Annotated in this window: 10 protein-coding genes; 4 read left to right on the top strand and 6 right to left on the bottom strand. The window is 73.9% G+C overall.

The genetic code is table 11. The annotated features are described in order from the left end of the window. Window positions 1-15 precede the first annotated feature (15 nt). Both ACZ63H_RS17320 and ACZ63H_RS17315 read right to left on the bottom strand, forming a co-directional pair. Window positions 16-1314, bottom strand: a complete 1299-nt coding sequence (locus ACZ63H_RS17320) for an eCIS core domain-containing protein (protein WP_469865825.1) — start codon at window positions 1312-1314, stop codon at window positions 16-18. 159 nt (window positions 1315-1473) lie between these two features. Then, entirely contained in the window at window positions 1474-3783 is a 2310-nt protein-coding gene (locus ACZ63H_RS17315) for a beta-L-arabinofuranosidase domain-containing protein (protein ID WP_469865823.1), read from the bottom strand. 461 nt (window positions 3784-4244) lie between these two features. On the opposite strand from ACZ63H_RS17315, the gene ACZ63H_RS17310 reads away from it, so the two are divergent. Further along, a complete protein-coding gene (locus ACZ63H_RS17310; protein ID WP_469865821.1) occupies window positions 4245-5039 on the top strand; it encodes an SDR family NAD(P)-dependent oxidoreductase in 795 nt (264 codons plus the stop codon). A gap of 23 nt (window positions 5040-5062) precedes the next feature. Here ACZ63H_RS17310 and ACZ63H_RS17305 read toward each other — a convergent pair whose 3' ends face one another. Together ACZ63H_RS17305 and ACZ63H_RS17300 are read right to left on the bottom strand one after the other, a co-directional pair. Continuing rightward, window positions 5063-5272 carry a tautomerase family protein gene (locus ACZ63H_RS17305; protein ID WP_469865819.1) on the bottom strand — a complete coding sequence of 70 codons (210 nt, stop codon included), beginning with the start codon at window positions 5270-5272 and terminating at the stop codon, window positions 5063-5065. Between the two features lie 105 nt (window positions 5273-5377). Next, window positions 5378-6157, bottom strand: a complete 780-nt coding sequence (locus tag ACZ63H_RS17300) for an SDR family oxidoreductase (RefSeq protein WP_469865817.1) — start codon at window positions 6155-6157, stop codon at window positions 5378-5380. 86 nt (window positions 6158-6243) lie between these two features. Between ACZ63H_RS17300 and ACZ63H_RS17295 the strand changes: the two genes are divergently transcribed. Both ACZ63H_RS17295 and ACZ63H_RS17290 read left to right on the top strand, forming a co-directional pair. Continuing rightward, window positions 6244-7104 (top strand): helix-turn-helix transcriptional regulator, encoded by an 861-nt coding sequence (locus tag ACZ63H_RS17295; RefSeq protein WP_469865815.1) that lies wholly within the window; start codon window positions 6244-6246, stop codon window positions 7102-7104. A gap of 161 nt (window positions 7105-7265) precedes the next feature. Further along, entirely contained in the window at window positions 7266-8036 is a 771-nt protein-coding gene (locus tag ACZ63H_RS17290; protein ID WP_469865813.1) for a class I SAM-dependent methyltransferase, read from the top strand. 116 nt (window positions 8037-8152) lie between these two features. On the opposite strand, the gene ACZ63H_RS17285 is transcribed toward ACZ63H_RS17290, so the two are convergent. After that, window positions 8153-9406: an MFS transporter gene (locus ACZ63H_RS17285; RefSeq protein ID WP_469865811.1), complete on the bottom strand. Its 1254-nt coding sequence runs from the start codon at window positions 9404-9406 to the stop codon at window positions 8153-8155. Between the two features lie 154 nt (window positions 9407-9560). On the opposite strand from ACZ63H_RS17285, the gene ACZ63H_RS17280 reads away from it, so the two are divergent. After that, entirely contained in the window at window positions 9561-10169 is a 609-nt protein-coding gene (locus ACZ63H_RS17280; protein WP_469865809.1) for a TetR/AcrR family transcriptional regulator, read from the top strand. A gap of 207 nt (window positions 10170-10376) precedes the next feature. On the opposite strand, the gene ACZ63H_RS17275 is transcribed toward ACZ63H_RS17280, so the two are convergent. Continuing rightward, entirely contained in the window at window positions 10377-11225 is an 849-nt protein-coding gene (locus ACZ63H_RS17275) for an EamA family transporter (protein WP_469865807.1), read from the bottom strand. Between the last annotated feature and the right edge of the window lie 33 nt (window positions 11226-11258).

Genomic DNA, 11258 nt, shown 5'->3' with positions numbered 1-11258 from the left:
CGGTGCGCCGGCCGCTCACCCGTAGTAGTCCGCCTCGGGGACGGTGTCGCCCTCCGGGTAGCCGTACGCGGCGTGGACCGTCGTGTACAGGGCTTCGTGAACGGCCCGCGCCGCACCGATGAGTTCGTTGAACAGGGCCTTCATCTGGTTCTCGGTGGTCGTGTACCAGGTGTCGAAGTCCGTGCGGTCGCGCCCGTTGCCGAGATCGGTGTTCCGCTTCACGTCCCGGGCCACCTGGTCGGTGATGGTCGCGACGAGGTCCTCCCGGAGGGCCACCAGGGCCGCCCCGTTGTTCCAGTTCGGCGTACCGCAGTGGCGCAGCGCCTCCCTGACCTGCGTGACGAAGGCGCCGTAGCGGAGGGAGTTGGGGTCGTTGCCCTGCGCGTCCAGCGGCTCCCCGCGCGTCGCGGACCGGAAGCGCTCGTTGTCGCGCAGTTCCGCCGCCAGCGTCGCCGCGTCGTTCAGGCTCTTCTTGTGGACCTCGTAGTTCCAGGTCGTGGTCGCCCGGCGCACGTTCTGCTCGTGGGTGAGCCTGCCCTGGCCGTCGAGCAGGCCGATGCGGTCCGTGACCCGGCGGCCCAGGGACGTACCGGCCTCCTTGGCCAGCGCGTCGAGGGCGTTGAAGATGTGCTCGCCCTGCGCGTGGGCGCCCCCGGTCCCCTTGGCCCGCTGGACGGGCGTGCCCACGTCGCGGCCCGTGCCGGCGGCGCGCTGTACGGGCTCGCCGCGCCGCGGGGCCGGTCCGGCCAGCACGCGCGTGGCGTTGGCCTCGGCCTCGCGCTCGAAACGGTCCGAGGGGTCGGAGACGCGCAGCCCGGAACCGTTGTCGGTGCCGGAGACCGGGCCCTGGCGCTGCTGGATGACGTGGGTGAGTTCATGGGCGAGGGTGTGCCGGTCCGCGCCGCCGTCGCCTATGACGACGTGGTTGCCGCTGGTGTAGGCCCGCGCGCCCACCTCGGCGGCGGACGCGCGGGCCGCGCTGCCCGTGTGGACGCGGACGTCGGAGAAGTCCGCGCCGAGCCGCGCCTCCATGTCGGTGCGGACGGAGTCGTCCAGCGGCCGGCCGGCCGAGCGCAGCACGTCGTGCACGGCGGACCGCTGCACGGCCGGGCCGTGGTCGTGACCGTGGTGGGTGTCGCGCCGCTCCTCGACCATCCGCGTCACCGCCGCGTTGCCGACCGCGCGCTGCAGGGAACCGGCCGTCGCCGGGGACATGCTCCCGGCGACGGCCGGCGCCGCCGCCGGCGCCTGTCGTATCGGGTGCGGCAGGCGCCGCTGACCGGCGTTCTTCTCCGGCTGTTCCTTGGCGTGCATGTCGGGACGGCCCCTCTCTGATCTTGATCGCCCTCTACCCCTACAGAGCCGCAAGCCCTGGGGGAAGGTACGGAGGGGCACCATCGGGTGCACGAGGGACCGCCCGGGTGTCGGTGCCGCGCGGCACCATTCGCCATGGGGCGGGTGGCGGGCGGGCCGTCACCGCAGGACGCGCCACCGGTTGTCGGCGGTGCCGTCGTCCGGCGCCTGGACCGCGAAGGCGCCGATCGCGGTGGAGCCGTTCTCGATGGCGAGCAGCTTCCCGCTGTGGACGTTGCGGATCTTGCAGGTGCCGTCGCCCTGGTCGAGCACGGTCCACCGGTGGTCGGCGGTGCCGTTGTCCGACCACTGCAGGACGGTGGCGCCGTCGGCCGTGGACATGTCCAGCACGCCGAGCACCTTGCCGCTGTGGACGTTGCGGATGCGGTGGGCGTCGCCGTCGGGGACCAGCTCCCAGTCGTGGTCGGCGGTGCCGGAGTCGGACCACTGCAGGGCCCGGCCGCCATCCGCGGTGGACATGTCCTGGATGCCCAGCACCAGGCCGCTGGCCGCGTTGGCGAGGCGGACGGTGGCCTTGCCGCCGGTGTTCCAGTAGACGGTGTAGTTGTGGCCGTGCGCGTCGTAGAACGGGCCCAGGCCGACGGTGGCGCCGTTCGCGGTGGCGGTGAAGGCGAGCGCGGTGGAGCTGGTCCGCCGGATCGAGGAGGCGTCCAGGGCGGGCAGCGAACCGAGCGCGGTGTCGCCGTAGTTGCCGGACAGGACGACCGGGCCGTGGGTGATGGCGGCGACAGCGGGGTTGTCGTTGGCCGGCCGCAGCACGGTGCGCATGGGCAGGCGCACGGTGACGGTGTCGCCGGACGCCCAGGCGCGCGTCAGGACGGCGTAGCTTCCGGGGGTGGTGGCGATGTTCTGCGCGACGCCGTTGACGCTGACGGTGGCCCCGCTGGTCCAGCCGGGGACGCGGATGCGCATCGTCCAGGTCCCGCCGGCGTCTCCGGTGACCCGCAGGGTCGTGGTGTCGCTCGCCGGGTACGACGTGGTCTGGGTGACGGTGATGCCGCGCTCGGTCCAGGTGAGCACGGAGGGCACGAACAGGTTCACCGTCAGGGTGGTGCCGGCGTGGAAGTAGACGGAGTCCATCAGCCGGGTGTGCATCTCCAGGCCCGTGCCCTGGCAGCACCAGAAGGTGGTGTAGTCGGTGCTCCAGGTGCCGCCGCCCCAGGCCGGGCCGACGCCCCGGCGGCCCCCGGGGTTGAGCGGCGTGAAGTAGGTGACGTGGCCGTGCGGGTCGGCCGGGTTCTGCTGGCCGATCATCTGGTTCAGCCACGCCTGCTCGTAGAAGTCGAACAGCTCGGCCCGGTCCGGCGTCAGCGCGAACAACTCCCGGGTGAGGGTGAGCATGTTGACGGTGTTGCAGCTCTCGCAGGTGTCCTGGCGCAGATAGGCGGCGATGGCGTCCGGCGCCCGGAAGTGCTCCGCCTGGCTGTTGCCGCCGATGGCGTAGGTGTGCGCGTGGACGCAGAAGTTCCAGGCGTTGGCGGCGATGTCCCGGTAACGGGCGGTGCCGGTGGCCTTGTACGCGCGCGCGGCACCGATCCACTTGGGCACCTGGGTGTTGGCGTGCAGTCCGGACAGCCGGTCCTGGCCCGCCGCCAGCGGGTCGAACACCGCGGCGTGGTCGAACCGCTGGGCGACGGTGAGCCACCGCGCGTCGCCGGTCTGCTGGTACAGGTCGGTCAGGACCGCGTTCATGCCGCCGAACTCCGTGCCCAGCATGGCCTGCGTCTGGGCGGTGCTCAGCCGGCCGGTGCGCCGGTCGACCCAGCCCGCCAGGGCGAGCAGCACATCGCGGGCCTGCGTGCTGCCGATGTGCCGCCACACGTCCAGCAGTCCGGTCAGGGTCTTGTGGATGGTGTAGTACGGCACGTTCCCGTTGGACAGGGTGCGTGCCTCCAGGGCGGTGAAGTCGGACTCGGGATAGCCGGAGAGGTAGCCCGCGCCGAACCCGGCGGCGCTGTTGTTGGCCTGGCACCTGGCCAGCTCGGCGACCATGTACAGGGCCTTGTCCCGGCTGACGGTGTCCCCGCTCGCCGCGTACGACTGCGCCCAGGCGGTGAGGAAATGGCCCTGGACGTGGCTGCGGAAGGGGAAGTCGGGTGCCTCCCACCCTCCGGTGGCGGCCGCCCCGCCGGTGGACAGACGGTGGTTGGCGCGGAAGTTGTACAGCAGCCGGTCGACGTCGACGAACCGCAGGTAGCTCTGGGTCCGGCTCTGGTTGTCCAGCCATCTGCTCGCGGTCAGCCTGACCTGGCCGAGGGCGAAGGGGAAGGCCTGGGCTCCGATGTCGGTCCGGGCCGGGGGTACGGCGGCCCGGGCGGCGGCGGCGCCGAGGACGGGCCCCGCGGCGGACATCGCGGCGGTGGCCCCGGCGAGCTGGAGGAGACGTCGTCTGCTGACGGAGGAGGACATGGGTGCACCCTTTCGGTGAGGGCCCCTGCCGGCGGCGAGGCGCGGGTCCGCCGGCCTGGTAGGTGTCGAGCGGCGCACGGACGCCCGTCGGCGGCGCGCGGGGGAGTACCTCGTGAGCGGCGTCCCGGACGCCGCCCTGCCGAGCCGTTCACTGACTCCATGTTCGTGATATCGAACGCTGTTCGTAGAACCGACGAGACCATAGTGGCGTGACTGATGGGTCGTCAATGAGTCCGGCACCGGCGAGAGGTGATCGGCGGAGTCCGGCACCGGCAGGAGTGATCGGTGCGGTGCCGTCCGCGCCGGGGTGGCACCGCTCGGGAGTGGAGCCGGCGCATCACTCTGGCACAAGTGTGCCTGATGTAGACAAGGTATTGCCAAGATTCGTATCGTGCAGAGCGTTCGCCGTGCGGCGGGCACCGGTTCGGGGCCGTCCGGCCCCCGGGACGTGGAGGCTGTGGATGCGGATCAGCGGAGCGACCGTGCTGCTCACCGGGGCGACCGGCGGGATCGGACGCGCCCTCGCTCGCCGACTCGCGGGCGAGGGGGCCAGGCTGGTGCTGACCGGCCGCCGCGAGCGGGCGCTCAAGGCGCTCGCGGACGAGACGGGCGCCCGGGCGCTGGTCGCGGATCTCGCCGACCGGGATCAGGTCCTCCGGCTCGCCGAGACGGCGGCGGACACGGAGGTGCTCGTGGCCAACGCCGCCCTGCCGGCCAGCGGGGACCTGCTGGAATACACCGACGAGCAGATCGAGCGGGCCCTGGCGGTGAACCTGTACGCGCCGATTCTGCTGGCCCGCCACCTGGCGCCGCGGATGGCCGAGGCCGGGTACGGGCACCTCGCCTTCGTCGGATCCATGTCGGGCAAGGCCGCGACCCCGTACTCCTCGCTGTACACCGCCACCAAGTTCGGGCTGCGCGGGTTCGCGCACAGCCTGCGCCAGGATCTGGCCGCGGCCGGGGTCGGCGTGTCGTTGGTGCAGCCCGGCTTCGTGGGGGAGGCGGGGATGTTCGCCGACACCGGCGCCGAGGTGCCGAGCGGCGTGCGGACCGTCTCCCCCGACCAGGTCGCCGCGGCCGTGATCCGTTCCGTCACGGAGAACCGCGGCGAGATCAACATCGCTCCGGCGAAGCTGCGGTGGCGCTGTGCCGTCGCCGGGCAGTTCCCCGACTTCGCCGCGTCGCGCGCCCGGCGAGGGGCCGGGCCGTCGGACTCGGTGCGCCGGATCGTGGAGGCACAGCGCGCCGCGCGCTGACCCGGCACCGCCGGCGACCGGGGTCAGTCGGTGCTGTCGAGCATCGCGGCGGTCAGGACGCCGCCGGCGACGCCCCAGCCTCCGTCGGCGACCTCGTCGACGAGCACGACGGTGGTGGGGCGGGCCCGCTCACCGTAGATCTCCGCGTACAGGTCGGTGGTGCGTTCGACGATCTTCTTCTTGTCCTCGGCGTCGAGGGTGCCGGCGGGGACCTTGAAATGAGCGAAGGGCATGGTGCTCTCTCCTGGGGATCGGTTTCTTCTCGGGATGCGGAAGCCTCGGGCGGAGGGCCGGTCGTCCTCGGCGGGTGCGGGTGCGGGAGCCGTCCGGCCGCGTCGTCAGACCATGCCGCCGTTGGCGCGCAGGATCTGCCCGTTCACCCAGTGCCCTTGCGCACTGGTGAGGAAGGCGACCACCTGCGCGATGTCCTCCGGCGTGCCCAGCCGCTCCAGCGGCGGGGTCCTGGCGAGCCGGTCGACCTCGTCCGCCGACTTGCCTTCGAGGAACAGATCCGTGGCGGTGGGACCGGGCGCGACGGTGTTCACGGTCACGTCCCGTCCGCGCAGTTCCCGGGCGAGGATCAGCGTCATCGCCTCGACGGCGCTCTTGCTCGCCGTGTACGCGCCGTAGGCGGGGAACCGTGTACCGACCACGGAGGTCGACAACCCCACGAACGAACCGCCCGCCCGCAGCCGCCGCGCCGCCTGTCGCGCGACGACGAAGGCCCCGCGCACGTTGGTGCGGAGCACCGCGTCGAGCACTGCAAGGTCCAGGTCGGCGATCGGCGAGAGGGCCATGCGGCCGGCGGAGTTGACGACGACGTCCACACCGCCGAACTCCTCTTCCGCCCGGTCGAACAGCGCGGCGACCGCGTCCTCGTCCGCCACGTCGCCCCGCACCGCGATCGCCTGCCCGCCGGCGGCGGTGATCGCGGCCACGGTCTCCTCGGCGGCGGTCGCGTCACGGGCGTAGTTCACGACGACGGCCAGGCCGTCCGCGGCGAGTCTCCGGGAGACGGCCCGTCCGATGCCGCGCGATCCGCCGGTGACGACGGCGACCCGAGGGGCCGATGACGGCTGAGGGATCGACGGCGGTCGAGTGGAGGGGATTGCGTTCATGCCTCCAGCGTGAACGCCGCCGGCCACCGGAACCAGGGGATCTCATCCCCTGTGTCCGCGGCCCGCCCGCGCGCACAATGGGGACCATGGGTTCCGCGAAGTACACCGAGCTGGGCGCCTTCCTGCGTTCACGGCGTGAACGCATCCGCCCGGCGGAGGTGGGGCTGCCCACCGGCCCCCGGCGCCGGGTGCCCGGGCTGCGGCGGGACGAGGTCGCCCAGCTCGCCGGGGCATCGGTGGACTACTACAACGAGCTGGAACGCGGGGCCGGCTCCCAGCCGTCCGAGCAGATGATCGCCGCCCTGGCCAGGGCGCTGCGCCTGACCGCCGACGAGCGCGATCACCTCTACCACCTGGCCGGACGCCCGGTGCCCGGGCAGGGCGGCGCCGCCTCGCACGTGCATCCCGGCATGCTCGATCTGCTGCGACGCCTGACGTCGACACCCGCGCAGGTCATCACCGACCTGCACGTCACCCTCGTGCAGAACCCGCTCGCGGTGGCCCTGCTCGGGGACCAGTCCGGCTTCCGCGGCGCCCGGGCCAGCTTCGTCCACCGGTGGTTCACCGAGCCCGAGACCCGGCGCCTCTACCCCGAGGCCGACCACGACGGCCACTCCCGCTCCTTCGTCGCCGACCTGCGGGCCGCCGCCGCGAGGCGGGACGCGAAGGACACCGAGGCCGCCACGATGATCGCCACGCTGCTCGACCGCTCCGCCGAGTTCGCCGCGCTGTGGGCCGACCACGACGTGGCCTTCCGGCGGGACGAACGCAAACGCCTCCACCATCCCGCGCTCGGTCTGATCCACGTCAACTGCCTCAACCTGTTCAGCGAGGACGGCCGACAACGGCTGCTCTGGTTCGCCCCTGTGGCCGGCACCGACAGCGCCGGCCTGTTCGACCTGCTCACCGTCATCGGCACCCAGGACATCGTCGACGCACCACGCTGACGGGGGCCTGGCCGACGAGGGGGCGTACGCCGCGCCGTCCCGGCCCGCTCCGGTGCGCCCCGCCCCCTCGCCCTCCCCCGGAGGCGTGTTTCCCGCCGGTCGGATCCCGCGCGTGCCACTGTGGCCTCGCCGAATGCCGCATCGCACCAAGGGAGTGGCCAGTGGAACTGCGGAAGGCCGCGCAGCAGGGCATCACGGGTACGGACGACGAGGCCTACCGGGAAGCCTTCGACGTGTTCCTCGCCGGGTCGGACGAGAAGGCCGTCACCCACGCCTACCTGCGCCGGGTGGTGGACCGACTGCCCGCTCGGCGGGTGTTCCTGGACATCGGCGCCGGCCTGGGGACGACGACGCGGTACCTCGCCCCGCTCTTCGAGCGCACCGTGTGCGTCGAGCCGAGCGAGCCGATGCGGCGGGCGCTGGTGCGGGCCTGTCCGCGGGCGGAGGTGGTGGCCGAACCGGTCGGCGATGCCCGGGTGGACGCGCGGGCCGACCTGGCCCTGCTGTCGCACGTGCTGTACTACGTCCCGCGCGCCGAGTGGGCGGCGACGACGGCACGCATCATGGAATGGGTGGCGCCGGGCGGGGTCCTGCTGGTGCTGCTGCAGAACCCCGACAACGCGTGCATGCGCATGGTGCGTCACTTCACCGGCCGCCACTACGACGTGCGCGAACTCGTCGGCGAACTGGCGACCCTCCCGCCCGGACTGGCCGGCCGCACCGAACTGGACGTCGTACCCGCCCGGTACCGGGGACGGAACCTGGAGGAGACCCTCGCGGTCGCCGACTTCCTCCTCAGCGTCCCCGACGCCCCCTCCGCCACGCGCGCGGCGGTCGAGGCGTACGTACGACGGCACTTCGGCGACGACGACGGCACGTACACCTTCCGCCACGACCAGCACGTCCTGCGCATCGAGCGCCCGGCACCGTGACCGTGCGCGGTGGCGGCGCACGGCGACGGCCCCAGCCGGGAGACCGCTCAGGCCGCCGCCGGCGCACCCGCCGCGGCGTCCGGTCGGCGCGCGAGCGGCCGCGTCGTACCCCGTCGTCAGCGGGACGGCGCGGCGGGCAGTGTCCGGGACCGGCCGGCGACGAGGGCGACCGCGAGCTGCACCGCACAGGCGATCAGGAGCGCGGCCAGGGGCCACGCCCAGGTGCCGGTCACATCGTGCAGCGCTCCCGCCCCCAAGGGGCCCAGCACACCGATCAGATAGCCGAAGCCCTGGCCCATGGCGGAGAGGGCGGCCGTGGTCGGCGCGTCGGGTGAGCGCAGCGCGAACAGGCCGAGGGACAGGGCGAATCCGGCGCCGAGCCCGAGTCCCAGAACGGCCACGGAGGGCCAGAGCAGGCCGCTCGGTCCCGCCAGGGCTCCCGTGAGGCCGACGGCGGTCAGGCAGGCGACGCTCACCCCGGCCGCCCGCTGATCGGGCAGGCGCCGCCCGGAGACGGCCAGCAGCCAGGCGCCCAGCACGCCCACGGCGTTGCACAGGGACAGCGCGAGCCCCGCGGACGCCGCGCTCAGCCCCCGGTCCTGCCCGATGCTCGGCAGCCACCCGAAGACGGTGTACGACAACAGCGCCTGCGCCCCGAAGAACACGGTCACCTGCCAGGCCAGCGGGTTCCGCCACAGCGCGAGCGGCCGCCCGCCGGGGTCCGGCGGCGCGGAGGAGGGCCTGTCGTGCGGCTCCCGGTCCAGGGCGATCAGGACCACCGCGACGGTGACCAGTGCGAGGGGCACCACGAGGAGCAGGAGCGGGGCCCGCCAGGGCGAGCCGGTGGCGCCGGCGAGGGGCACCGCCACCGCGGGGCCGCCGGCGGCGCCGAGGGTGAGCGCGCCCGAGTAGAACGCGGACACGCGGGGGACGGACCGCGGGAACCGGCGTTTGATGAGGCTCGGTATCAGCACGTTCGCCACCCCGATCGGCGCCGCGACCAGCACGGTGCCCGCGAACAGGGCACCGGGCGAGGTCCCGGCCCGCAGCAGCCCGCCGGCGGTGAGGACGGCGAGCGAGGCGGCCAGCAGGGTCCGGGTGCGGTAGCGGCGGGCGAGCCGTGGCGCGACGAACGCGAACAGGCCCAGGCACAGCAGTGGCAGGGAGGTGAGGACCCCCACCGCCGTGTCGCCGAGGCGCAGATCGGCGCGGAGCGGCGTGAGCAGCGGGGCGACGGAGGTGAGCGGCGCCCGGAGGTCGAGCGCGAGCAGCGCGAGGGCCGCCAGGAGTAACCGGGTGCGGGCGGAGGGCGGCTTCGCCGCCGGGGCCTGGTCCGTGTCGTGCGGGGAGGCGGGTGAGCCGAGAGGCATGGCACCGTCCGATCTGAGGGTGCGGCAGGACAGTATTACGATACAGTGCGTACTGAATCAATTCGAGGGCCGGCGGCTCCCCCTCCCCGCCGCTCCGAGGGCGGGCGGCAGACTGGGGGGACGAACATCCCGCACCGCACCGGAAGGCAACCCCGTGCCCCGCAGCTCGACACGCCCGGACGGCGCCGCTCGTACGGCCGGCCGCAAGAAGGACCCGCAGATCGACGAGGCCGTGCTGCGCGCCACGCTCGAACTCCTCGACGAGATCGGGTACGCGGGGACCTCCATCAGCCAGGTCGCCACGAGGGTGGGGGTCTACCGGCCCGCCATCTACCGCCGTTGGCCGTCCAAACAGCACCTGGTCGCCGAGGCCGTCGCCTCCGCCCTCGGGCACGAGCCCACGCCCGACACCGGCGATCTGCGGGCCGACCTGCTCACCGGTGTCGGAACGCTCGTCGAGGCCTTCACGGCGACGAGTGTCAGCCGGGTGCTGCCCGCGCTCGTCGCGGACCTCGCCCGGCAACCCGAACTCCGCGAGGAATTCCTCGCGTCCGTCTTCCGGTCCCGGCGGGCCTCCACCGCCCGCCGCCTGCGCGCCGCCGCCGCGCACGGGGAGATCCGCCCGGACTTCGACATGGAATTCGTCCTGGACGCGCTGGCCGCCCCCGTGTACTACCGGGCCCTTTTCGGCCACGGCCCGCTCACCCCGGAGCTGACCGAACAGAGCGTCGACCTGGTCCTCACCTCCTTGCGGCCCCGCTGACCTCCCCGCCCGGCGGTCACCGCGGAGGCTGCGGCCCCCGCCGGCGTCACCGGCCCGCGCCGCGTCCCCCGCGGCGGCGAGGCCCGGCCGCCGCGCCCGGCCGAACGGTTCCGCGCGCTCCGGCGACCGGGGCGCGTCCTGCTCCAGGACGAGATCTCCGGGCCGGTCCCGACCGTGCGGGCCGCCGGCGGCGAGGGGGCGGCGCGTTCAGCGCAGGGCGATGAGCGCGATGGCGGCGGCCGCGCACACCAGCCCGGCGGCCTGCCGCCGGGTCAGCCGCTCGTCCAGGAAGAACAGCGCCAGCAGCACCGGGACGGCCGGATAGAGCGCCGACAGCACGGTGGCCACGGCCATCAACTGGTGCCGGGTGGCCGTCAGATACAGGATGATCGCGACCGTCCCCACCGCACCGGCCGCGACGGCCACCGCCGCCGGCCGCCCGGGCATCCTCACCGGAGCCCGGTACAGGGCGAGCACCGCGGCGATCACCACGACGGACACGACCCGGCTGACCACGACGGGCCACAGCCCGCCGTCCCCTCCCACCTGGGCCATCGCCAGGAACTGCACCCCGATGCCGGCGCTCGCCGTCAGCGCGGCCGGCACCCCCGCGGTCACCGGCGGGCCCTCACCGCCCGGACCGGGACCGGGCGCCTGCGCGACGAGCCACAGCGCGGGCACGGCGGCCACGATGCCGACCCAGGCGACCGCGGCCGGCCGCTCGCCCAGCAGGGCGACCCCCACCAGGACGGGCAGGGTGACGGCACCCACGTCGCTGACCGGTACGACGACGCTCATCTTCCCCTGCGACATCGCCCGGTAGAGGAAGGCGACCCCCACCCCCGTACCGGCACCCGACAGCGCGCCGAAGCCGTAGTCACCCGCCGTCGCCGGGCCGCCGGCCGACGACAGGGCCGCCACCAGCGCGACCACGGTCCCGGCGAGCTGTGCGTACAGGGCCACGGTGATGCCGTCGACGCGGCGGGAGACGAGCCCGCCCGCGAAATGGGTCGCGCCGAAGCAGAGCGCGGAGGCCAGTGCCAGGGTCTCACCCACGGGCCCTCCTCCCGGACGGCAGCGGACTCTCCC

This window comes from Streptomyces sp. NPDC104831 (assembly GCF_055583025.1).
Note: the sequence above shows the minus strand (reverse complement) of the source record. Positions and strands in the feature narration are given on the sequence as shown.

Excerpts from the sequence above, each read along its gene's own strand:
- ACZ63H_RS17320 (WP_469865825.1), bottom strand. The coding sequence starts at position 1,314 with ATGCACGCCAAGGAACAGCCGGAGAAGAACGCCGGTCAGCGGCGCCTG.
- ACZ63H_RS17315 (WP_469865823.1), bottom strand. The coding sequence starts at position 3,783 with ATGTCCTCCTCCGTCAGCAGACGACGTCTCCTCCAGCTCGCCGGGGCC.
- ACZ63H_RS17310 (WP_469865821.1), top strand. The coding sequence starts at position 4,245 with ATGCGGATCAGCGGAGCGACCGTGCTGCTCACCGGGGCGACCGGCGGG.
- ACZ63H_RS17305 (WP_469865819.1), bottom strand. The coding sequence starts at position 5,272 with ATGCCCTTCGCTCATTTCAAGGTCCCCGCCGGCACCCTCGACGCCGAG.
- ACZ63H_RS17300 (WP_469865817.1), bottom strand. The coding sequence starts at position 6,157 with ATGAACGCAATCCCCTCCACTCGACCGCCGTCGATCCCTCAGCCGTCA.
- ACZ63H_RS17295 (WP_469865815.1), top strand. The coding sequence starts at position 6,244 with ATGGGTTCCGCGAAGTACACCGAGCTGGGCGCCTTCCTGCGTTCACGG.
- ACZ63H_RS17285 (WP_469865811.1), bottom strand. The coding sequence starts at position 9,406 with ATGCCTCTCGGCTCACCCGCCTCCCCGCACGACACGGACCAGGCCCCG.